The 22,829-nt window shown below is 59.5% G+C and carries 23 protein-coding genes; 15 read left to right on the forward strand and 8 right to left on the reverse strand.

Going from position 1 to position 22,829, the window contains the following annotated elements:
- Positions 1-53: 53 nt before the first annotated feature.
- Positions 54-443: a hypothetical protein gene (locus tag VOI23_RS12380; RefSeq protein ID WP_323785155.1), complete on the reverse strand. Its 390-nt coding sequence runs from the start codon at positions 441-443 to the stop codon at positions 54-56.
- An 81-nt stretch (positions 444-524) separates the two neighbouring features.
- Here VOI23_RS12380 and VOI23_RS12385 point away from each other — a divergent pair, with 81 nt between their 5' ends.
- The 5 genes from VOI23_RS12385 (at position 525) to VOI23_RS12405 (ending at position 4,382) form a co-directional block, all read left to right on the forward strand.
- Entirely contained in the window at positions 525-1,184 is a 660-nt protein-coding gene (locus VOI23_RS12385; RefSeq protein ID WP_323785157.1) for a lysoplasmalogenase family protein, read from the forward strand.
- 118 nt (positions 1,185-1,302) lie between these two features.
- Positions 1,303-2,421: a signal recognition particle-docking protein FtsY gene (gene ftsY / locus VOI23_RS12390; protein ID WP_323785158.1), complete on the forward strand. Its 1,119-nt coding sequence runs from the start codon at positions 1,303-1,305 to the stop codon at positions 2,419-2,421.
- Positions 2,414-2,851, forward strand: coding sequence for a hypothetical protein (locus tag VOI23_RS12395; protein WP_323785159.1), 438 nt, complete (start codon positions 2,414-2,416; stop codon positions 2,849-2,851). The genes ftsY and VOI23_RS12395 overlap by 8 nt, the downstream gene beginning before the upstream one ends.
- Complete coding sequence (locus tag VOI23_RS12400; RefSeq protein ID WP_323785160.1) at positions 2,848-3,750, forward strand: EamA family transporter; 903 nt, start codon at positions 2,848-2,850, stop codon at positions 3,748-3,750. Before VOI23_RS12395 ends, VOI23_RS12400 begins: the two co-directional genes overlap by 4 nt.
- 11 nt (positions 3,751-3,761) lie before the next feature.
- Positions 3,762-4,382, forward strand: coding sequence for an inner membrane-spanning protein YciB (locus VOI23_RS12405; RefSeq protein ID WP_323785161.1), 621 nt, complete (start codon positions 3,762-3,764; stop codon positions 4,380-4,382).
- 132 nt (positions 4,383-4,514) lie between these two features.
- On the opposite strand, the gene VOI23_RS12410 is transcribed toward VOI23_RS12405, so the two are convergent.
- Positions 4,515-4,811, reverse strand: coding sequence for a hypothetical protein (locus VOI23_RS12410; protein WP_323785162.1), 297 nt, complete (start codon positions 4,809-4,811; stop codon positions 4,515-4,517).
- Positions 4,812-5,053: 242 nt separating this feature from the next.
- Between VOI23_RS12410 and VOI23_RS12415 the strand changes: the two genes are divergently transcribed.
- Entirely contained in the window at positions 5,054-5,236 is a 183-nt protein-coding gene (locus VOI23_RS12415) for a CTP synthetase (RefSeq protein WP_323785163.1), read from the forward strand.
- A 79-nt stretch (positions 5,237-5,315) separates the two neighbouring features.
- Here the strand turns inward: VOI23_RS12415 and VOI23_RS12420 are convergent, their stop codons facing one another.
- On the reverse strand, positions 5,316-6,071 hold the full coding sequence (locus VOI23_RS12420; protein WP_323785164.1) for an alpha/beta fold hydrolase: 756 nt from the start codon (positions 6,069-6,071) through the stop codon (positions 5,316-5,318).
- 66 nt (positions 6,072-6,137) lie between these two features.
- Between VOI23_RS12420 and VOI23_RS12425 the strand changes: the two genes are divergently transcribed.
- Positions 6,138-6,512 (forward strand): hypothetical protein, encoded by a 375-nt coding sequence (locus tag VOI23_RS12425; protein WP_323785165.1) that lies wholly within the window; start codon positions 6,138-6,140, stop codon positions 6,510-6,512.
- On the opposite strand, the gene VOI23_RS12430 is transcribed toward VOI23_RS12425, so the two are convergent.
- Together VOI23_RS12430 and glyA are read right to left on the reverse strand one after the other, a co-directional pair.
- Positions 6,451-7,353 carry a DUF817 domain-containing protein gene (locus VOI23_RS12430; RefSeq protein ID WP_323785166.1) on the reverse strand — a complete coding sequence of 301 codons (903 nt, stop codon included), beginning with the start codon at positions 7,351-7,353 and terminating at the stop codon, positions 6,451-6,453. The two genes, VOI23_RS12425 and VOI23_RS12430, sit on opposite strands and share 62 nt — an antisense overlap.
- Before the next feature lie 88 nt (positions 7,354-7,441).
- Positions 7,442-8,725 carry a serine hydroxymethyltransferase gene (gene glyA / locus VOI23_RS12435; RefSeq protein WP_416376530.1) on the reverse strand — a complete coding sequence of 428 codons (1,284 nt, stop codon included), beginning with the start codon at positions 8,723-8,725 and terminating at the stop codon, positions 7,442-7,444.
- Positions 8,726-8,897: 172 nt separating this feature from the next.
- Here glyA and VOI23_RS12440 point away from each other — a divergent pair, with 172 nt between their 5' ends.
- Positions 8,898-9,659, forward strand: coding sequence for an NAD kinase (locus tag VOI23_RS12440; protein ID WP_323785168.1), 762 nt, complete (start codon positions 8,898-8,900; stop codon positions 9,657-9,659).
- Positions 9,660-9,771: 112 nt separating this feature from the next.
- Positions 9,772-11,709 (forward strand): cytochrome c3 family protein, encoded by a 1,938-nt coding sequence (locus VOI23_RS12445; RefSeq protein WP_323785170.1) that lies wholly within the window; start codon positions 9,772-9,774, stop codon positions 11,707-11,709.
- 164 nt (positions 11,710-11,873) lie between these two features.
- On the opposite strand, the gene VOI23_RS12450 is transcribed toward VOI23_RS12445, so the two are convergent.
- The 3 genes from VOI23_RS12450 to VOI23_RS12460 all read right to left on the reverse strand — a co-directional run bounded on the left by VOI23_RS12450 (position 11,874) and on the right by VOI23_RS12460 (position 16,665).
- A complete protein-coding gene (locus tag VOI23_RS12450; RefSeq protein ID WP_323785171.1) occupies positions 11,874-12,176 on the reverse strand; it encodes a DUF4342 domain-containing protein in 303 nt (100 codons plus the stop codon).
- A gap of 85 nt (positions 12,177-12,261) precedes the next feature.
- Positions 12,262-14,154 (reverse strand): propionate-CoA ligase PrpE, encoded by a 1,893-nt coding sequence (gene prpE / locus VOI23_RS12455; RefSeq protein WP_323785172.1) that lies wholly within the window; start codon positions 14,152-14,154, stop codon positions 12,262-12,264.
- Positions 14,155-14,385: 231 nt separating this feature from the next.
- Positions 14,386-16,665 (reverse strand): NADP-dependent malic enzyme, encoded by a 2,280-nt coding sequence (locus tag VOI23_RS12460; protein WP_323785173.1) that lies wholly within the window; start codon positions 16,663-16,665, stop codon positions 14,386-14,388.
- 182 nt (positions 16,666-16,847) lie between these two features.
- Here VOI23_RS12460 and VOI23_RS12465 point away from each other — a divergent pair, with 182 nt between their 5' ends.
- The 6 genes from VOI23_RS12465 to VOI23_RS12490 all read left to right on the forward strand — a co-directional run bounded on the left by VOI23_RS12465 (position 16,848) and on the right by VOI23_RS12490 (position 22,815).
- Positions 16,848-17,240 (forward strand): cytidine deaminase, encoded by a 393-nt coding sequence (locus VOI23_RS12465; protein WP_323785175.1) that lies wholly within the window; start codon positions 16,848-16,850, stop codon positions 17,238-17,240.
- Between the two features lie 5 nt (positions 17,241-17,245).
- Positions 17,246-18,550 carry a thymidine phosphorylase gene (locus tag VOI23_RS12470; protein ID WP_323785176.1) on the forward strand — a complete coding sequence of 435 codons (1,305 nt, stop codon included), beginning with the start codon at positions 17,246-17,248 and terminating at the stop codon, positions 18,548-18,550.
- Positions 18,550-19,764 (forward strand): phosphopentomutase, encoded by a 1,215-nt coding sequence (locus VOI23_RS12475; RefSeq protein ID WP_323785177.1) that lies wholly within the window; start codon positions 18,550-18,552, stop codon positions 19,762-19,764. The genes VOI23_RS12470 and VOI23_RS12475 overlap by 1 nt, the downstream gene beginning before the upstream one ends.
- Positions 19,761-20,750: an adenosine deaminase gene (locus VOI23_RS12480; protein WP_323785179.1), complete on the forward strand. Its 990-nt coding sequence runs from the start codon at positions 19,761-19,763 to the stop codon at positions 20,748-20,750. Before VOI23_RS12475 ends, VOI23_RS12480 begins: the two co-directional genes overlap by 4 nt.
- Positions 20,747-21,379: a uracil phosphoribosyltransferase gene (gene upp, locus VOI23_RS12485; protein WP_323785181.1), complete on the forward strand. Its 633-nt coding sequence runs from the start codon at positions 20,747-20,749 to the stop codon at positions 21,377-21,379. Before VOI23_RS12480 ends, upp begins: the two co-directional genes overlap by 4 nt.
- Positions 21,380-21,447: 68 nt before the next feature.
- A complete protein-coding gene (locus VOI23_RS12490) occupies positions 21,448-22,815 on the forward strand; it encodes an SPOR domain-containing protein (RefSeq protein WP_323785182.1) in 1,368 nt (455 codons plus the stop codon).
- Positions 22,816-22,829 lie beyond the last annotated feature (14 nt).

Raw genomic sequence — 22,829 nt, forward strand, 5'->3', positions numbered from 1 at the left:
TTAAATTGCGAATTACGAGCCAAATTCTGAGAATAAAAGTTGAAAAATAAAAATTATACCCCGACATCCGGACCCAGACACAGCATCGGTTCATCCGATTTATTGACCTCATACAGCACCGTTTGCGCCGGATCGTTTTCGAACCGCGCCACCAATCCACCCGGGCTTTGGAAAAAGGTCCAGCATTGAGGATCCGGCCCTTCTTCATAAACAAAACAGATCATGCCGCCGGATTCATACCATGTGCCATCCTTGCATTTGCCATCAAGGAAGGACCAGCGCACCCGGCGGTTCTCAAGATATTCCTCGCCGCCATAAGGCGCATCGCCATCCGCGTAATAAAACGTCTTGCCGCGCGTGTAGGCGTCGAATTCGGCCCCAGACATGGCCTGCTCAGCCTGTAGCGGCGCGGCGAAAAATAGCAGTGGCATAATCCATTTCATGCCGCCATCCTGAGCAACAAATGGCCAAAGGCCAAGTCACAATTGCGCGTGTGGGGTTCCGGCAGGGATGGGACAGATTTGATGATGACCGCAGCACCCTATGGCATCGCACCCGGATTTCTGCTGATCGGGGCGGCGTTGTCCCTTACCTATCTGATCGGATTTTGCTGGCGCGGGCCGGGGCTGATCAAAACGCTGGTCAAAACCGGCGCGGTTGCAGCACCCGCCTTCGGGATCAGCCTTGCCGGGGCTTCGGGCTGGGCCTTGGCGGGGCTCTGGGCCTGTGTTGCGGGGGATTTCCTGTTGTCGCGCCCCGGCGAGGCATGGCTGAAATCGGGGATCGCGGCCTTTGCGCTGGGGCATATTTTCTATGTTCTGGCCTTGCTGACAGGGTTCGGCCCGGGGTTCGGTGCCGATTGGATCGGCGGGGCGGTGCCTTTGGCTTTGCTCCTGCTGGGCCTGTCGACCGAACTCTGGCTGATCCCGCATTGCGGCCCGCTGAAGGGACCGGTGCGGTTCTATGTCCTGCTGATCCTCGTCATGGGCGGCATTGCCGCGCAATTACCGATTCCTCGGATTCCGGTCCTGGCCGGTGCGCTGACCTTCATTCTGTCCGATCTGATCCTCTCGGTGGAACTTTTCGTGCTGTCTGGGGGATGGTTCGGCCGGCTGGCGCCATTCTTCATTTGGTTCTTTTACTACGCGGCGCAAGTTCTTCTTTTCATGGGATTTATGGGCTAAAGATACACGCTGCCCCACAGGGTTTTCCACAGCGGTATCCCCAAGGAAATAAGGCCCGGGGCTTCCAATGCCGGGTCAGAGTGGCTAGGTCAATTCAAATACCTACGGAATCCCCCAGATGTCTTTTTTTGGAAAACTCAAACAACGGCTGATGAAAACCTCGTCCCGGATCGAGGACGGATTGGATTCCATCGTTGAAGACGGCGGCGATACCGAAGCGGCTGACGCGCCGGACGCAATCGCCAACGACGCGCCGCAGCCTGATGCGGCCGCCGCGCCGCAACCCGCTCCGGCCGATCCGGAATCAGCCAAACCCGAACCGGCACAGGACAGTCCACAGGTCACGGCCAAGCCGGGCCTTCTGGGCCGCATCATCGGCCGCAAGGATGCCCAACCGGTTGTCCGCCGGGTGCTCGATGACGATATGCTTGAACAGCTCGAAGAGCTGCTGATCGCATCTGATATGGGGGTCGACACCGCGTTGCGCGTCACCGCCAATATCGCCGAAGGGCGCTTTGGCCGCAAATTGTCGGTTGCCGAAATCAAGGGCCTGCTGGCGGATGAAATCGCCCGGATCATGGAAAACGTGGCAAAACCGCTGCCGATCTTCCCCAAAAAACCGCAGGTGGTTCTGGTCGTCGGCGTCAACGGGTCGGGCAAGACCACCACCATCGGCAAGCTGGCCAGCCAGTTCAAGGCGGCGGGCAAATCGGTGGTGATCGCGGCGGGCGACACGTTCCGCGCCGCAGCGGTTGAACAATTGCAGGTCTGGGGTGATCGCGCCGGGGTGCCCGTGCTGACCGCGCCCGAAGGGTCGGACCCGGCCAGCCTTGCCTTTGACGCGATGACCAAGGCCGAAGCCGACGGCGCTGACCTGCTGTTGATCGACACCGCCGGGCGATTGCAGAACCGTGCCGACCTGATGGAGGAGCTGGCCAAGATCGTCCGGGTCATCCGCAAGAAAGACGAAACCGCACCGCATAACACGCTTCTGGTGCTGGATGCGACCACCGGCCAGAACGCGCTGAGCCAGGTCGAGACGTTCCAGAAACTGGCCGATGTGTCGGGTCTGGTGATGACCAAGCTCGACGGCACCGCCAAGGGCGGCGTGCTGGTGGCACTGGCCGACAAGTTCGGCCTGCCGATCCATGCGATCGGCGTGGGCGAGCAGATCGACGATCTGCAAGCCTTTGATCCCGAAGAATTTGCAAAAGCGCTGACAGGTCTTGATGCTTGAGATACATGATACACTACAAGGCGACCACGGCTGGGATATCGTGGCGGTTCACATGGCTGTGGATGAGGTGATGGAATCCTCGCGCCTGAGCTATCCCTATCTGGGCGACGACGATTGGTCGGCAGGACGCATCCTGTATTCCGAATGCATCGTGACCGATGGTGACGAAGTCGTCGGGGCCGGGCGTCTGATCTGGGATGCCGAGCGCGACAATGCGATCCCGCGGATACAGGATTTCTGCCTGATGCGGGCCTATCGCAGCAGTTTTGTCGTCGATTCGATGATTTCTGCGCTGATCGACGGCTATGCCGAAGACGCCGCAGGCGGCACCACGATATTGTCCCATGACGGTCAGGAAATCGACATTTCCGAACGGGTCGAGCGGTTGCGCGACATCGCAGCGGGCCAGTTTGAACCCCGCGTGATATGAGCGCTTGGCTGATCGGGCTGGAAGGCACCGAAGCCGGGCATCAACTGGCATTGATTTTGGCCCTGAGCGCGGCCTTGCTGCACGCAGTGTTCGGCGCGCTGCAAAAGGGGCGGCACGATCCTTGGCTGTCGCGCGGGGCGATTGATTTCAGCTATGCGGTGATGGCCGCGCCAATCGCCCTTTTCCTCGTGCCTTGGCCTGAACCGCATATGTGGCCGATCTTTGCCACCGCGATCGCAATCCATATCGGCTATAAATTCCTGCAGGCTTTCGCCTATACCAAGGGGGCTTACACCGTCGTCTATCCGGTGGTGCGCGGCACTGGCCCGTTGTTCACGGTGATCGGGGCCTATTTCCTGTTCGGGGAAACCTTTGCGCCGTTGCAATGGCTGGGGGTCGCGACCCTGCTGGCCGGGATCTTCGGCTTGGCGCTGTATAATCTGATTTTTCTGGAACTGAACCGGGACACGCTGGGCATTGCCCTGATGCTGGCGGGCATGACCGGCCTGTTCGTTGCGCTTTACACCACCTATGACGCTTATGGCATCCGCGCCACCGCCAACCCTTTTACCTTTCTGGCATGGTTCTTCCTGTTCGACGGCTTGGTCATGCCGCCCGTTGCGTTCCTGCGCTGGCGTAACATGGCGCTGCGCCCGGCTGTTGCTCCGCTGATGCTGCGCGGCGTGGCGGGCGCGCTGGTGGCGTTTCTCAGTTTCGGGTCAATCATGCTGGCGACGCGGCTTGACAAGGTGGGCGAGGCTGCTGTTCTGAGGGAAACATCGACCGTTTTCGCGGCACTGATCGGCTGGCTGGTACTGAAAGAAACGGTGGGACCGCGCAGAATTGCGCTGATGGCCTTGATCGCGGTGGGCGCGGTCATAGTTGAATTGGGAAGCTGACGGGAAATCTTATGGCAGGCAAGAAAATCAATCCGCTACTCAAATCGGGGCTGGAAATCGGTCCCATCGTGGCGTTTTTCGCGGCTTATCTGCTGTTGAAGGACAATGTCTATACCATCGGCGGGACCGATTATGATGGGTTCATACTGGTTACTGCCGGATTCATCCCGCTGCTGATCCTGTCCACTCTGGTGCTGTGGCGGCTCAACGGGCACCTGTCGAAAATGCAGGTGGTGACGCTGGTTCTGGTGGTGGTGTTCGGCGGCATGTCGGTCTGGCTGAATGATGACCGGTTTTTCAAGATGAAGCCGACCTTGATCTACCTACTCTTTGGCGGTGCCCTTGGATTCGGGCTGCTGCGCGGCAAAAGCTACCTCGAAGACCTGATGGATGCCCATTTGCCGCTGACCAAAGAGGGCTGGCTGGTGCTGACCCGGCGTCTGGCCGGATTTTTCTTTGCATTGGCGGTCCTGAACGAAGCGATCTGGCGCACCCAAAGCACCGAAACCTGGGTGTATTTCAAAACCTTCGGTCTGACGGCGGCGGTGTTTTTGTTTTTCATGACCCAAGGGGCCTTGTTCAAGAAATATGGCATCGACCCCGATCCGGAAGATGGCGGCGACACAGAGTGAGTGCCGCTTGCCTGACCTGAATGTCGGTGCGGCCCTATCGCAAATCCTCCTTCTCCATGCCCAACCCTGGCCGCTGCAAAGCGGTGACCTGAACGTCGCATATCAGATGTCAGCAAACGGTTAACCCACAGTTCATCGCTCCTGTTGCCAATCCCACGGCAATGGCAAATCCGTCCCCGGATCGCGTGCCTTGATCGCCTTCCATTGCGCGTAAAGCCGGTCCAGCCTGCGGCGCTCATCGGCCAGACTGCGGCCTTCCCATTTTTCCAGCAATTCGCATTGTTCCATCGGCACCACCGCACAACTCGCTGCACCGTGCTTGGTGATCCATATCCGGCCGCCGCGATGCTGGACCCATCCGCTCAACCTTGTGGCGTCGCGGCGGAACTCGGTGACGGGGATGATGCGATAGGGGGCAAGACGGGGCATGGGTGATCCTTTCGCGCCCATCCTCGGGCGGGTGGATTAACGCCACACTGACCCGACGCGCGGCGGGATGGGGGATTTGTAGTCTTTGGCACTACAAATTCCGCAAATGTCAGAAAATAACGCTACGGCAGGGGCGGCGATCCCGGTTCATTGCCAGAATAATTGATGCATATCAAAGTCATGATATTCCAAATATGCTATATTTTTTTATATTGGATCGCGCGACAGCAAAGGAGGTTGCCATGTTAAGGCTGGGTTTCATTCTGCATCTCTTCATCGGCTCTACCCTTGCCGGATCGGCGATGATCGCGGCGTTGGTGCTGGGATTTGCCACCCTGCAACCGATTCTTCTGTCGGCGCTCGTCGGATTTGTCGCCGCGTTTCCCGTAACTTACTTCGTTTCCAGGGCGATCTATAACGCCTGACGAGATGCCCGCCACAAGCGGGCTATGGTGGTGACGGCGCAAAGGGAAGGGGTCCCCCGCGTGTCGTCGCCACCACTTTTTATGTCAGAAAGGCCCGCACGGCGGCTTCGAATTCACGCGGCTTTTCTGCATGCAACCAATGCCCCGCATCGGGGATCTTGGCGAATTTCGCCTGCGGGAACAGCATCTTGACATGGGGCCGGTCTTCGCGTTTGACATAGTCAGATTTCGCCCCCGACAAGAATAGGGTTGGCCCATCGAAACGGCCGTCAAGATTAGGAAAAGACAGGATTTTATCCATGTCCCGTTCCAGCGCGTCAAGGTTCAGCCGCCACCGTTTCTGCGCGACGTCCAGCGACTGGGTGAAAAAGGTCGGCAGGATCGGATCATCCACCAACGCGCGCAATTGCGCTTCGGCATCTGATCGTTTTTCCACCTCGTCCAGATCCACCGCCCGCATCGCCTTGATATACTGTAACTGCGAATGTCCATAGGGGACTGGCGCGATGTCGGCGACGACCAAGCGATTGACAAGGCTAGGATATTTCAACGCCAGAACCATAGCCGCCTTGCCGCCCATGGAATGGCCCAGGACGTCCATCGGCGCGCCCTTGGCTTCGATCACCCGTGCCAAATCCTCTGCCATGCTTTCATAGTCATGGTCGTCATGCCAAGGGCTGAAGCCATGATTGCGCTGGTCGACGGCAATCACCTGACGGCTGTCGGACAAACGCTTTGCAATCACCCCCCAATTGCGCCCCGACCCATAGAGGCCATGAACGATCAAAAGCGGGGGCAGGTCGGTTTTTTCACCGTGGACAATCTGGTTTAGCATAGGGTTTAGATAGAACAGGGCGCGGCCGGAGGCCAGTACCCTTGGGATCAGTACGGGATGAGATCAGTGTTCGATCCAGTAGAATTTGAAAAGAAACAGGCAGAACTGGCGCAGCTTTTGTCCGAAAAATTCGGAGCCTCCTCGGGCGATTTGCAGCGCCGCATGCGTAAGGTCGGTCGACGGGTGCCAAAACGACTGCACAAGGCAGCCAAGACGATCACCGATGCCGAGGCGCAGGCGGGGCACCCTAAACTGAGGCAGTTCATCGACCCAGCTGCGGTGAACCGGGCCTATGCGGACATACGTACCTACCTGAAAACCATCGACGTGACCGACCGGCGCAAAAGCGCTGTCTTGAGTGTACTGGGTGGGCTGTCCTTCAACCTGCTGCTGGCGGTGGCGCTGCTCTTGGGGTTTCTGCTTTGGCAGGGTTTACTTTGATTATCGCTCGGCGGTGCAGCACTCGCCGGAACACCAAGGTTACGGTGACGAAACTGACATAGAGCAAAAGATACCAGGACCCCATCTTTGCAAAGCTCACCCGGTCGAATGGATTCTGCCCGGCATAGAGCCAAGTGCCGGTTAATGTCCCGATATTTTCCGCCAGCCACAGGAAGAAACTGGAGAAAAACGCTGCGAGTGGAAGAGGCATCCAGTACCAGTTTTCGCCGATCCGGAACCATATGCGGGTGCGTAGGAAAAGGATCAATGTCGCGGCGAAGAGCGCCAGCCGGATATCGGCGAGGAAATGATGGGCGAAGAAATTGACATAGATACCCGTGGCCAGGGCCAGCGTGGTCCAATAGGGAGGGTAGGGGGCGAATTGCATGTCGAAAAGACGTATGACCCGCGCCATATAGCTACCCACTGAGGCGTACATGAACCCCGAAAACAGCGGCACGCCATAGAGCTTGAACAGCGCTGGTTCAGGGTAGGCCCAGCTGCCGGCATTTACCTTGAATAGCTCCATCGCAGTGCCGGTCAGGTGAAACAACACGATGATCCGCGCCTCGTCCCAGCTTTCCAGCTTGAGCCTCAGAAACAACGCCTGCAGCAGCACTGCAAGCCCAAGCAATATGTCATAGCGGTGTAGAATCCACTCAGGTTGCCAAACCGCCTTGCTGATCAGGATCGCCAGCAACAGGCAGATGCCGAACAGGCAAGCCCAGCCCTGTTTCAGCACGAACATGACGAATTCGGCCGCCCAATGTGGCAGGCGTGCGCGCATCCAGTCGCCAAGCCGGCGCTCGATGCGAAGGGTGAGGGGGGCGTGGTGGGTCATATACTCTGATCAAATAAACTTTGGAGCACATAAAAACGCCGCCGCAGGTTTGTCCAGCGGCGGCGTTTCTTAGATCTGTGAGGTGTGATCAGAGCTCAGGGTAAAGCGGGAATTTCGCGCAGAATGCTTCGACCTCGGCCTTCACCTTGGCTTCGACTTCACCGTTGCCTTCTTCGCCATTGGCGGCCAGCCCGTCGACCACTTCGACGATCCAGTCGGCGATCTGGCGGAATTCGGCTTCGCCGAAGCCGCGGGTGGTGCCGGCCGGGGTGCCCAGTCGGATGCCCGAAGTCACCATCGGTTTTTCCGGATCAAACGGGATACCGTTCTTGTTACAGGTGATATGGGCGCGGCCCAATGCCTTTTCGGTAGCGTTGCCCTTCACGCCCTTGGGACGCAGGTCGACCAGCATCACATGGGTGTCGGTGCCGCCCGTTACCATGTCAAGACCGCCCTTCATCAGCTGATCGGCCAGAGCTACTGCATTGGCGCGCACCTGTTTCTGATAGGTCTTGAATTCGGGACGCAGTGCTTCGCCGAAAGCCACTGCCTTGGCGGCGATCACATGCATCAACGGGCCGCCCTGAAGGCCGGGGAAGATGGCCGAGTTGACCTTTTTGGCGATGGCTTCGTCATTGGTCAGGATCATGCCACCGCGCGGACCGCGCAGGGTCTTGTGGGTGGTGGTGGTTGCGATGTCGGCATAGGGGAAGGGCGAGGGATGTTCGCCCGCCGCGACCAGACCGGCGAAATGCGCCATGTCGACCATCAGGTAGGCGCCCACGGAATCGGCAATCTCGCGGAACTTGGCGAAATCAATCTGGCGCGGGATCGCCGAGCCACCGGCGATAATCAGCTTGGGCTGGTGTTCCTTGGCCAGCGCCGCGACCTCGTCATAGTCGATCAGGCTGTCCTGCTTGCGCACGCCGTACTGGATCGCGTTGAACCACTTGCCCGACTGGTTCGGCGCGGCACCGTGGGTCAGGTGACCGCCCGAAGCCAGGTTCATGCCCAAAATGGTGTCGCCAGGCTTGATCAGCGCCATGAAAGCACCCTGGTTGGCCTGGCTGCCGGAATTGGGCTGCACATTGGCGAAGTCACAGCCGAACAGTTGCTTGGCCCGTTCGATGGCCAGGTTTTCGGCCACATCGACGAATTGGCAACCGCCATAATAACGCCGGCCGGGATAGCCTTCGGCGTATTTGTTCGTCATCACCGAACCTTGCGCTTCCATGACAGCGGCCGAGACGATGTTCTCGGAGGCGATCAGTTCGATCTCATTGCGCTGACGGCCAAGCTCGTCGGTGATCGACTGAAACAGTTCGGGATCGCGGGAAGACAGTGCTTCGGTGAAGAAACCGGTATCGGACATCGGGGACTCCGTCATGGGAATTGGGATTGGCCGCTAGGTAAAGGAAATAAGACAGATGGGGAAGGCCCTATTGCGACGCAACGGCGAACACTCGCGGCAGGGGTGGCGCCGCCCCGCAACTTGTGGTTCGATTGGCGTAAATTGATCCCAATCGGAAACAGGCCGCCGCCGAATGAGTTTGAAAATCGCTTTTGTCGCCAGCGACAACCCATCGGCTCAGACAGCGAGGGCCGTGCTTGTGGGCCGTTATGGTCAGTCCGAGGAACAAACCGCCGACATCATTGTCGCTTTGGGCGGTGATGGTTTTATGTTGACGACGCTGCACCGCACTCAACATCTGGATGTTCCGGTCTACGGGATGAACCGTGGAACGGTCGGGTTTTTGATGAATGAATATTCCGAATCCGACCTGATGGAACGGCTGAAAGAAGCAGAGGAAGAGGTTATCAACCCGCTGTCGATGCGCGCCACCTGTGCTGACGGAACGGTACACCAGGCCCTGGCGCTGAACGAAGTGTCAGTGCTGCGCAGCGGATCGCAGGCGGCCAAGCTGAAAATAACTGTGGACGGGCGGCTGCGGATGGAAGAACTGGTCTGCGATGGCGCCTTGCTCGCCACCCCTGCAGGCTCAACCGCATATAATTATTCAGCCCACGGCCCGATTCTGCCGATCGGGTCCGACGTACTGGCGTTGACCGCGATTGCGCCGTTCCGGCCGCGCCGCTGGCGTGGAGCATTGTTGCCAAAAACCGCGAATGTGCAATTTGATGTGCTGGAGGCCGAAAAACGCCCGGTGATGGCCGAGGCCGACAGTCATCTGGTGGAAAACGCGGTCTGCGTTGAAATCCGGTCCGAACCCGGTATCAAGCACCGGATATTGTTCGATCCGGGTCACGGGTTGGAAGAGCGCCTGATCCGCGAACAATTCGTCTGAGCAAAGCGGGAGACCCCGGGGGTATCCCGACTTGGGGGCGAGCTTTGCTTGTCGGCTCCGCCGGGTTGACCTAGCATGGCGGTAATTCTTGCCCCATTTTTCAAGGCGTGCCATGTTTTCGACCCGTATTTTCATCCTGCTGGCGGCTTTCAGCTTTGTTTTGTTGCCTACAGTTCGTGTTGAGGCATCGGATATTCTCAAGGAATGGGACATCGCCGTCACCAGAGGCGCAGCTGCCGGCTATATTCCCGACGCCACCTGCGCCGAATGTCATCAGGACAAGGCGGAAAGCTTCAGCGAAATGGGGATGGCGAAAAGTTTCTACCGGCCATCGCCGGATAACGTCATCGAAGACTTTGACAATGCTCATTTCTTTCACGCGGCATCAAACCGCCATTATGAAATGCAGTTGCGCGATGGGACCTATTGGTTCACCCGCTATCAGCTGAATGAGGCGGGCGAACGGATTCATCTATTCGAACAGAAAGTCGATTGGATCCTCGGATCGGGCCATCATACCCGGGTGTATCTGTATCAGACCGCCAGCGGCGAACTGTTTCAGCTGCCGCTGGCCTGGTACAGTCAGGAGGGCGGCAAATGGGAAATGGCCCCGGGATTTGAATTTGCAGATCACCTAGGGGTCAACCGGTCGGTCCGGCAACGCTGCATGGCCTGTCACAACGCCTTTCCAGATGTTCCCGAAGGCAGCGACCGCCCCGGAATGCCCGAAGTTTTCCCGGCGCATCTGCCCGAAGGCATCGGTTGTCAGCGCTGTCACGGACCGGGGGCGGATCATGTCGAAAAGGTGCTGGGCGGCGAAAGCGAACTGGGAGACATCCGCGCCGCCATCGTGCATCCGGGCAAGCTGCCGCAGACGCAGCTTTATGGCATTTGCTATGGCTGCCATATGCAGCCCAGCGTGGCGGTGACGCCGGAACTGAGGCTTGGCCGCTCGGTGTATTCCTTCCGGCCCGGCCAAAGCTTGAGCGAATACAAAGTGTTTCTGGATATCGACGACGCCTTGCGGATGCGCGACGACCGGTTCGACATCAATCACCATCCGTTCCGGTTGGAACAAAGCCGCTGTTTTATCGAAAGCAAGGGGCAACTGGGTTGTCTGAATTGTCACGACCCGCATGTGAAAATCAAACCGGAAGAACGCGCCGAGCACTACCGGGCGGCTTGCCTGTCCTGTCATGAAACCGACGGGCAGGGCTTGCCTGTGATGCAAAGCGGTATGTTCCATCCTGATATAGCGCCCGATGCTGATTGCACCGCCTGCCACATGCCTGAACGCCGTACGCAGGATGTTATCCACGTCACCATGACGGATCACCGGATCGTGCGCGACCCGGGGCCGCGGCAGTCGCTGACGCAGCCGCTCGCCAAGGTTCCTTCCGACGTCATCGAGGTCAGCCTGTTATATCCTGAAACAGGGCTTAGTGCCGCCGAAAAGCTGCTGGCCAAGGCCAATGGGGTTTTGGCCAATCAGAACTACAAGGCAGATTATGCGGCAGAGGCGATGGCGGATGTCATGGCGTCTGGTGAGGTTTCGCATTATGAACCCTGGCTGTCTCTGTCGCGGGCTTACTACGAACAAAAAGCCTATGAGAAATCACTGGCGGCAGCACAGCAGGGGTTGGATTTGGCCCCGGATATCGCGCAGCTGCGATTGCAGCGGGCGGTCGCGGACTATGCTTTGGGGCGGCAGGAGGACGCAATTGCGCAGATGCAAGCGTTGATCGACGACCATCCCAATTACACCCATGCCCAATATGACCTTGCTGTCTTTTATTTTGGCACCGACCGTCTGGAGCAGGCACGGGAACAGGCGCTGCTGGTGACACAACTGCACCATACCCATTGGCAGGCATGGCGGCTTCTGGCCCGGATCGAGGCGCGTCAGGGCCATGCCGACGCGGCGATCACGGCTTATCTGCGGGGGCTTGCCATTGAACCTGGGGCTGTGCGGATGCAGGAAGAGCTCCGCGCCGAACTGGAAAACACAGGCAGGTCAGAGCAGGCGCAGCAATACGAGGCTGCAAAGTAGAACCAAGCTTTCGTGCGCCTGACCCTGAACGACGCGCAGGGAACCGGCCCGCCCTGCGTACCGGTCCATCTGTTCCCTGAATGCTCTATTCCCAGCCGGGGAGTTTCAGAGCCGAAGCCTATCATGAGCCGGAAATCGGGAACGGATTCAATTCAGGCACCGTTCTAGACAGCGCTGTCTTCGTCCTTGCCTTCTTCTTCGCGGACGATTTCGATCTTAACTTTGGTCGCAAAAGCGGCAATTGCGCCGATGATTGCCAGCACCGGAGCGGCAAGCACAACAACACCCCCGGCAATCGCACCCACCGACAGCGGAATGTCGACAGCAACGTCGCCATCAGGTTCGATGATGCGCACACGGCGCACCTGAGCCTCGGCGGCCAGATCCTTGATCTTGGCGATCAAAGCGTCGCTGGAAATTTCGATTTCTTCTTTCCAGGTTTTCTTGTCTTTGGAGTCTTCGGTCATCTTCGTAGCCTCTGATTGAACGAAACAAGCCCAGACTACCCTATTGGGCGGGGTCTGGGCTTGATTCAAATCAGATCAGGCACGTTTACGCCGTGGCATAGCCGATGGTCTGCAGCGCATCCTTGATTTCATCCAGGATCGCCGGGTCGTCGATGGTGGCGGGCAGTTTGAAATCCTTGCCGTCGGCGATCGAAACCATGGTGCCGCGCAGGATCTTGCCCGACCGGGTTTTCGGCAGCCGGTCCACCACCAGGGCCAGCTTGAACGCAGCAACCGGGCCGATCTTTTCCCGCACCAGCTTGACCACTTCCTTGATCACCTCTTCGTGTGGACGGTTCGACCCGGCGTTGAGGCACAGGAAACCGACCGGAAGCTGTCCCTTCAGGTCGTCGCTTACGCCGATCACGGCGCATTCGGCAACATCCGGGTGGCTGGCCAGCACTTCTTCCATGCCGCCCGTCGAAAGCCGGTGGCCGGCCACATTGATCACGTCATCGGTGCGCGCCATGATGTAGAGGTAGCCGTCTTCGTCTTTGTAGCCGGCATCGCCGGTTTCATAGTGGCCTGGGAAACTGTTCAGGTAGGATTTGCGGAACCGGTCTTCGGCATTCCACAGCGTTGGCAAAGTGCCCGGTGGCAGCGGCAGCGGGGTCACGATCGCACCCAGTTCGCCCGGCGGCAATTCCTTGCCGCCATCGTCGAGGATCTTCATGTCATATCCGGGCATCGCCACACCGGGCGACCCCAGTTTGACATCCATCAGCTCGATCCCAACCGGGTTGGCTACCGCAGGATAGCCCAGCTCGGTCTGCCACCAGTGGTCGATCACCGGCACGCCTAGCTGATCCTGCGCCCAGACGATGGTGTCCGGATCGGCACGTTCACCAGCCAGGTAGACCGTTTGCAGGCAGCTGAGATCGTACTTGCCGATGAACTCGCCCTTGGGGTCTTCGCGCTTCACGGCACGAAACGCTGTGGGGGCTGTGAAGAAGCTTTTGACTTTATGTTCGGAAATCACCCGCCAGAATGTACCGGCATCGGGGGTGCCGACCGGCTTGCCTTCGAACACGATGGTGGTGTTGCCGTGGATCAGAGGGCCATAGCAAATATAGCTGTGCCCGACGACCCAGCCCACATCGGAGGCCGCCCAGAAAACATCGCCCGGATCGACATTGTAGACGTTTTTCATCGTCCAGTTCAGCGCGACCAGATGGCCCGCGGTGGGGCGGATGACCCCCTTGGGTTGCCCGGTGGTTCCAGAGGTGTAGAGGATATAGGCGGGATGATCGCCCTCGACCGGCACGCAATCGGCCGGATCAGTGCCATACTGGAAGCCGTGCCAGTTGTAATCGCGGCCCTCTACCAATTCGGCCACTTCGTTTTCGCGCTGGAAAATCACGGTGAAGTCGGGCTTGTGTTCGGCCAGATCGATCGCCTCGTCGAGCAGAGGTTTGTAATGCACCACGCGGCCCGGTTCGATGCCGCAAGAGGCAGCGATGATGCATTTCGGGGTGGCGTCGTCGATCCTGACTGCCAATTCGTTGCTGGCGAAGCCACCAAAGACCACCGAATGGATCGCGCCCAGACGGGAACAGGCCAGCATCGCTTCCAGCGCTTCGGGGATCATCGGCATGTAGATGATGACGCGATCGCCTTTTTCGATCCCCTTGGCACGCAGAGCACCGGCAAGGCTTGCTACGCGATTGCGCAGCTCGACATAGGTGATCCATTTTTTCGATCCCGTGACCGGGCTGTCATGGATGATGGCGACCTGATCACCACGACCGTTTTCAACATGACGGTCGACCGCGTTCCAGCAGGTGTTGACCCGGGTGTCCTTGAACCATTCGTAGAGAGGGGCATTTTCATCTGACAGCGCCTTGGTTGGTGCCTTGTCCCAGTCGATCTCTTGCGCGGCTTCGAGCCAGAACGCATCGGGATCCTTCTGCCAGCCTTGGTAAACGTCTTTATACGACATCACGTGCCTCCTCCTGAAGTGTTGCAACAGGTGTATCGGAGCGGTCAGATTCTTCGCAAGCGCGTTACCGGTCACAGCGACCGTTTTACGCAGAAAATTTGCAGAATTGGCGAAATTCGCTTAGCAAAGTTTGCAAACCATTGCAAAATATACCGAAAAACGGGGCGATATAGTCAAATTTGCAAAATTAGCAGACTCGGTCGGGCGTCTGGTCGCCCGACCTTGTGTCGGTCAACCGTAATGCGCCACCGGGGTTCCGGCGATGGCAGCCATGTTCAGCAACCCGCGCGCTGTGATCGAAGGGGCCACGATATGGGCGCGGTTGCCCATACCCATCAGGATCGGCCCGACCTCCAATCCGTTCGCACGCATTTTCAGGATGTTGCGCACACCCGAGGCCGCGTCGGCATGGGCAAAGACCAAAACATTGGCAGCCCCCTGCAGCCGCGAATTGGGGAAGATCCGGTGGCACAAGTCCGGGTCCAGCGCCGATTCCACGTTCATTTCGCCCTCATAGGTGAAATCGCGCGGTCTGCTGTCCAGGATCGACAGCGCCTCGCGCAGGCGTTTGCCCGACCCTTCGCTGTGATTGCCGAATTGCGATTGCGAACACAGCGCGACCTTGGGGTCCAGCCCGAACCGACGCACATGGCGGGCAGCACCTTCGGCGATCCGTGCGATGTTGTCCGGGCTGGGCAGTTCATGCACTTGGGTATCGGCGATGAAAAGCGGCCCGTCTTCGAGGATCATCAGCGATAGCGCCCCATGCGGCGACAGGGCGTCACTGCCGAGAATCTGGGTGATGTAATTCAGGTGCCAGCGGTATTCGCCAAAGGTGCCGCAGATCAGGCTGTCCGCATCGCCCCGATGGACCGCCACCGCGCCAATTGCGGTGGTGTTGGTGCGCATGATCGCTTTGGCCAGATCCGGGGTAACGCCCCGACGCTGCATCAATTCGTGATAGGATTGCCAGTATTCGCGGTAGCGGGAATCACTTTCAGGGTTCACTACTTCGAAATCGCGATCCGGGCGGATGGTCAAACCGGCGCGTTCGCAGCGGCTTTCGATGACCTCGGGGCGACCGATCAGGATCGGGGTTTCGGTGGTTTCCTCGAGCACTGCCTGGGCGGTGCGCAGCACCCGTTCATCTTCGCCCTCGGCAAAAACGATGCGGCGCGACGCGGCACGGGCGGCTTCGAATACCGGCCGCATCAGCAGGGCGGATTTGAACACTGACTGGTGCAGCCGGTGTTTGTAGGCGTCCAGATCGTAGATCGGTTTTGTGGCGACGCCGCTGTCCATCGCCGCCTTGGCAACCGACGCGGACACCACGCCCACCAGACGCGGATCGAAGGGTTTCGGGATCAGGTAGTCGGCACCGAAGGTCAGCTGTTCACCCTTATAGGCTTCGGCAGCTTCGGCGCTGGTGGTGGCGCGGGCCAGTTCGGCAATACCCGCGACGCAGGCCAGCGACATGTCGTCGTTGATTTCGGTGGCGCCGACATCCAGCGCACCGCGAAAGATGAAAGGGAAACACAGGACGTTATTGACCTGATTGGGAAAATCCGACCGGCCGGTGGCGATGATTGCATCAGGGGCGACCGCACGGACATCGTCCGGCATGATTTCAGGGGTCGGATTGGCCAGCGCAAAGACGATCGGTCGTTTGGTCATCTTGGCGACCATTTCGGGCGTCAGCACACCGGGGCCGGACAGGCCGAGGAACATATCGGCCGCCTCGATCACGTCATCCAGGGTGCGTTTGTCGCTCGACTGGGCAAAGTTCGCTTTCTGCGGCGTCATGTCCTCGGTGCGGCTCTGATAGACCAGCCCGTGAATGTCGCAAAGCCAGACATTTTCCCGTTTCACCCCCAGCTTCAGCAGCATGTTCAGGCAGGCGATCCCCGCCGCGCCGCCCCCGGTGGAAACGATCTTGATATCCTCGAAGCGTTTGCCCGCCACTCTGAGCGCGTTGGTGGCGGCAGCCCCGACCACGATGGCGGTGCCGTGCTGATCGTCGTGGAAAACGGGGATGTTCATTCGTTCGCGGCAAAGCTTTTCGACGATAAAGCAATCGGGGGCTTTGATGTCTTCGAGGTTGATTGCGCCAAACGTGGGCCCCAGAGCGCAGACGATATCGGCCAGTTTTTCCGGGTCGGGTTCGTCCACTTCGATGTCGAAACAGTCGATATTGGCGAATTTCTTGAACAGGACCGCCTTGCCTTCCATCACCGGTTTCGAGGCCAGCGCGCCGATATTGCCCAGCCCCAGCACGGCGGTGCCGTTCGACACAACTGCTACCAGATTGCCGCGCGCGGTGTAGCGGCTGGCATTGGTTGGGTCTGCCTTGATTTCCAGACAGGCTTCGGCCACGCCGGGACTGTAGGCAAGGCTGAGATCGCGGCCATTGGCCAGAGGTTTTGTCGCGCGGACCTCAAGCTTACCCGGTTTGGGAAATTCGTGATAAGCAAGCGCCGACTGACGCAGCGATGGGTTCTGATTATCGGTCATGGGGCTCCTCCGGTCCGGTTAGTTTAGTGTTAAACTATTATTTTGCAGGATGAAACCCGTTGTTTTTAGGTTGTTGGCAGGCTGATGCTTGCAAATGGTGGCGCGTCAGGCCAGAGTTTTCCAAACGGTCAAAAGGGTCTGCGGGCCGAAACCGGTTTGCATAACGTTCAGGAGGTATCGGAATGTCATTGCTGGATGCGGCGCGAGATGTGCGCGAACGGGCTTATGCACCTTATTCGAATTTCAAGGTCGGCGCGGCGGTGCGGTCGAAATCGGGAACGATTTTCCAGGGTTGCAACGTGGAAAATGCCGCCTATCCCGAAGGGACCTGTGCCGAAGCGGGCGCTATCGCGGCGATGATCGCATCCGGCGAAACCGAGCTGGTCGAGGTCTGCGTGATCGCGGATGCAGAGACCCCTGTGACCCCCTGTGGCGGGTGTCGTCAGAAGCTGGCGGAATTTGGCAAGGGAGAGGTGACTGTGCGCATGGCGACGCTTGACGGACCGGAAATGACCATGACACTGGCCGAGCTGCTGCCCGGAGCCTTCCACAAAAGCCAGATGGATCGGAGCTGAGAGCCATGGATGCCCGTGCTATCATCGTCAAAGTCCGCGACCGTCAGCCGGTCACGCAGGAAGAACTGAACTGGTTCGCGCAAGGTCTGGCGGATCATGGCGTCAGTGACGCGCAGGCTGGGGCTTTTGCGATGGCCGCGCTGCTGAATGGGCTGGGGGAAAAAGGCAGGGTCGAGCTGACCCTTGCGATGCGCGATTCCGGCGATGTGATGCGCTGGGAAATGGACAAGCCGGTGCTGGACAAACATTCCACTGGCGGGGTCGGCGATTGTGTCAGCCTGATACTCGCTCCGGCGCTGGCGATGTGCGGGGCCTATGTGCCGATGATTTCGGGGCGCGGGTTGGGCCATACCGGCGGCACGCTGGACAAGCTGGAAGCGATCCCGGGCTATCGCACCGACCTCGACGAGACACAGTTTCGCAAAGTGGTGGGGCAGGTGGGTTGTGCCATTGTTTCAGCCAGCGGCGATATCGCCCCGGCGGACAAACGGCTTTATGCGGTGCGCGATATCAGCGGTACAGTCGAAAGCCTTGATCTGATCACCGCATCGATTCTGTCCAAGAAGCTGGCCGCCGGTCTGGAAGGGCTGGTGCTGGATGTGAAGGTCGGCACCGGCGCGTTCATGAAAAATGCCGAGGATGCACGCGCCTTGGCGCAGGCTTTGGTCAGTACCGCCAATGCTGCGGGATGTCAGACCTCGGCCCTGATCACCGATATGAACCAACCGCTGGCCCCCGATTTGGGCAATGCGCTCGAAGTGGCAAGCTCGATGCGGGTTCTGACCGGACAGGTTCAGGGCCGCTTGCTGGATTTGACGGCGCAACTGGGTGGGGTGGCGTTGGCCAATGCCGGACTGGCCGGGGATGCCGAGGCTGGGGCGGAACAGATCGCCAAGGTTGTCGCCGATGGCAGCGCGGCAGACTGTTTCGGCCGTATGGTAGCGGCGCAGGGCGGGCCGGTGCAATTCGTCGAAAATTGGCAGCGGTTCCTTCCCGAAGCTCCGGTGATCCGTGAAGTGGTTACTACGAAGGATGGATATATTTCTGCAATGGACGGTCAGGCACTGGGGCTGGCCGTGGTCGGGCTGGGCGGCGGACGTCAGGTGGAAAGCGATGTGGTGGACCCGGCGGTGGGCATATCCGATATGCTGCCCCTCGGCACCAAGGTGCAGAAAGGCCAGCCTCTGGCGCGGATTCATGCCGCGCGTGAAGAGGCGGCGGATGTCGCCTGTAAATCCGTGCTGGGGGCTGTAACCCTGTCGTCCAAGGCCCCCGAGCTGCCGCCGCTTGTGCATGAAAGGATTGGCTGATGGCGCGCGCCTTCCTGATCGTGATCGACAGCGTCGGCATTGGCGGTGCGCCGGACGCTGACAAGTTCTTCAATGGCGACCGGCCCGATACCGGGGCGAATACGGTCGGCCATATCGCCCGCGCCTGTGCGGCAGGGCAGGCCGAAGAGGGTCGCAGCGGGCCATTGCATCTGCCCACGCTTGACGCTTTGGGGCTCGGGGCGGCGGTCAAGCTGGCCTCGGGCGAAGTGGCCCCGGGGTTGGGGGCTGACCACCCCAAAGGCCGCTGGGGTGCGGCGAGCGAAGTCAGCCGGGGCAAGGACACGCCCTCGGGCCATTGGGAACTGGCAGGTGTGCCGGTGCCATGGGATTGGCATTATTTCCCCGATACCAAACCAACCTTCCCGCCCGACCTTTCGGCGCGGGTGGCCGAACTGGCGGGAACCGAAGGCATCCTGGGCGATTGCCACGCCTCGGGCACCCAGATCATCGCGGAGCTGGGGGCCGAGCATATCCGCTCCGGTTGGCCGATCTGCTACACTTCGGCTGATAGCGTGTTGCAGATCGCAGCGCATGAGGCCCATTTCGGGCTCGACCGTTTGCTGAAGCTTTGTCAGGGCATCGCGCCGATGGTTCATCAGATGAAGGTGGGCCGTGTTATCGCGCGGCCCTTCATCGGCACGGTTGAGGACGGGTTCACCCGCACCGCCAACAGGCATGATTATGCAATTTCCCCGCCCGCCCCGACGCTGTGCGACTGGGTGCAGGGGGCTGGCCGCCACGTCTATGCCATTGGCAAGATCGGTGACATTTTTTCGATGCAGGGCATCGACGAGGTCCGCAAGGGTGCCGATGCGCAGTTGATGATCCATCTGAACGATCTGGTGAACGGGGCCGCAGAGGGTAGCCTGACCTTTGCCAATTTCGTCGAATTCGACAGCCTGTATGGTCATCGACGGGACATTTCGGGCTATGCGCGGGCACTGGAATGGTTCGACGCGGAACTGGGAAAAATTCTGCCGCGTCTGCGGCCTGACGATATGGTGCTGATCACCGCCGATCATGGTAACGATCCCAGCTGGAGCGGCACCGATCACACCCGCGAACGGGTGCCGGTGCTGATTGCGGGCAAAGGCGCAGGCAGCTGTGGATTGGTCAATTTTGTCGACATCGCGGCCAGCGTGGCCGCTCATCTGGATGTTCCCGCGCAAGGGCAGGGGCGGAGTTTTTTATGAGTTGGAAAGCGTTTCCCAAGGTTGAATTGCACCTGCATCTCGAAGGTGCAGCGCCGCCTGCCTTCGTACGCGGACTGGCGCAGGAAAAAAGCATTAATCTGGATGGGGTGTTCGACGAGAGGGGCAATTATGCCTATCGTGATTTCACCCATTTTTTGCAGGTTTATGAGGCCGCGACACAGGTGTTGAAAACGCCCGAGGATTACCGCCGCCTGACCTTTGCGGTTCTGGAACAATGCGCCGAAAACGGTGTGATCTATGCCGAAAGCTTCCTCAGCCCCGATTTCTGCGGTGGCCGCGACGTGATCGCGTGGAAGGAATATCTGCACGCAATGCAGGAAGCCGCCGATCAGGCCGAGGCGCAGATGGGCATCACCCTGCGCGGGATCGCCACTTGCATTCGTCATTTCGGCCCGGACAAGGCGCGTGAAACCGCGATCTGCGCAGCCGAAACCGCTGGGGACTGGATTACCGGCTTCGGTATGGGTGGCGACGAAGGTGTAGGCAAACAGGGCGATTTCGCCTGGGCTTTCGATTGCGCCCGCGAAGCAGGATTGCGGCTGACCACGCATGCCGGGGAATTCGGTGGGCCGGATTCGGTGCGGCAGGCGGTGCAGGATCTGAAGGTCGAACGGATCGGTCACGGCGTGCGTTCGATAGAGGACCCGGCGCTGGTCGATATTTTGGCCGAAACCGGTGTCGTGCTGGAAGTCTGCCCCGGTTCGAACGTCGCGTTGGGACTATATCCCAACTATGGTGCCCATCCCATCGCGCGGCTGCGGGAAGCGGGGGTCAAAGTGACGGTGTCGACCGACGACCCGCCCTTTTTCAATACCACCATGACGCGGGAATTCGAAGAACTGGAACGTGCTTTCCGCTGGGGAACAGAGGATTTTACCGCACTGAATGCGATTGCCATCGACGCGGCCTTCTGCGACGAACATACCCGCACTGGCATCAAGCAAAAACTGGAGCAAGCCGCATGACCGAGCATCTGACCATCGTGACCCACCCCTTGGTGCAGCATAAACTGACCCTGATGCGCGACAAGAAGGCTTCGACCGGGGAATTCCGACGCCTGCTGCGCGAAATCAGCCAGTTGCTGGCTTATGAAATCACCCGCGATCTGGAACTGACCACGCGCGGGATCGAAACCCCGATGCAGGAAATGGAAGCACCGGTGCTCAAGGGCAAGAAGCTGGCGCTGATATCAATCCTGCGGGCCGGAAACGGGTTGCTGGACGGTGTTTTGGAACTGATCCCTTCGGCCCGGGTCGGGTTTGTCGGCCTTTACCGAGACGAGGAAACGCTGCAACCGGTGCAATATTATTTCAAGGTTCCCGAAGGGTTGGAGGATCGTCATCTGATCGTCGTTGATCCGATGCTGGCGACTGGCAATTCATCGGTCGCTGCGGTGGATCTGCTGAAGAAGGCCGGTGCCAATAACATCAGCTTCATGTGTCTGCTGGCCGCCCCCGAAGGCGTGGCCCGGATGAAGGAAGCACACCCCGATGTTCCGATCGTCACAGCGTCTCTGGACGAGCGGCTGAATGAAAAGGGCTATATCCTTCCGGGACTAGGGGATGCGGGCGACCGCATGTTTGGCACAAAATAGGCTGTCATTAGCTTTACTCAGGGAAACAATTCGTGCACAGTGCCTCTACATTTCGTGTGGGGGCACAGATGAAGTTTATCACAGCAGCCGCAAGCGCCGTTATCGCTTTTTCGATGGGGTTAGGCATGGTTCAGGCCGCCACCCTGCGGGGGGCAGACGAACCGGCGGAATTTCCACCGGCCAGCTATAAAGGCAGCCAATATGTTGATAGCCGGGGCTGCGTCTATATCCGCGCCGGGATCGATGGCAATGTAACTTGGGTGCCGCGGGTGACCCGCGGGCGTGAACATCTTTGCAATGCCAAGCCGACCTTTGCCCAACCTGTCACGGCGAAATTGCCGGTGATTGCCGATGGGCCCGAGACCAGCGCGCCCAAGGCGGCGCCGCAAGTGGCGGTCAAGCCGCGCAAAGTGGTTCAGGCCCCGGCGGCGAAACCCGCGCCGCGGACGGTGCGCAAACCGATGACCACGATCGCGTCGATCTTTACGCCGCCCAAGATGATCAAGCCGGTACAGCCTGCGCCGAAAGTGCGCGTGGTGAAAGCAAAACCGGCCCCGAAACCGGCCCCGAAACCGGCCCCGGCGACGATGGAAACAGCCTGTGCAGGGGCGTCGGCGGTCAGTCAGAAATATCTCAAAGGGTCGGGTGTGCGTTGCGGTCCGCAGGCGGAATCGCCAGTGTCTTACGCATCGGGAAACAATGGCCAACGCCGGACCATTGCGCCCGCACCGGTTGTGCCGGCCTATGCCCGCACCACACAGGTACGCCCGTCCGCCCCGGCGGCATCGGCGCAGGTGTCTACGGTGTCGCCCAACGCCCGTATCGTGCCCCGTCATGTCTATGAACAACAGCAAAACGCCAAGCTGTCCAACCCGATTCCCAAAGGGTATCGGCAGGTTTGGGACGATGATCGTCTGAACCCCTACCGGGCGCATCAGACCCGGGCCGGGCAGGCGCAGATGGCGTTGGTCTGGACCGATACGATCCCGCGTCAATTGGTCGATCGCGCGACCGGGCGGAACGTGACCCGAATGAATCCGGGACTGCGTTATCCGTTCACCGATCTGACCACGCAGACTCAGACCTTGGCGCAGATTGAACGCGATAAGGCCAGTGGCCGCACAGCCGGGGTGATGTCGACCAAGTCCCGCGCCCCGGTGAAATCGATGCCCGCCAAACCCGCGCGCAAACCGGTCGTACAGGCCAGCGGTCAGAGCTTTGTTCAGGTCGGCATGTTCGGTGTGCCGTCGAACGCTCAGAAAACAGCCCTGCGGCTGAAACAATCCGGTCTGCCGGTTCGGATCTGGAGCGCCAATCGCAAAGGCAAAGCCTATCAGATCGTGGTGGCGGGTCCGTTCCCGTCCAATTCCGGGGCGCAACAGGCCCTTGGCACAGTCCGCAAGTCCGGATTTAGCGACGCATTCCTGCGCCGCTGACATCCCGAACAGCT

The organism is Thalassovita sp., assembly GCF_034670005.1.
Lineage (GTDB): Bacteria > Pseudomonadota > Alphaproteobacteria > Rhodobacterales > Rhodobacteraceae > Thalassobius.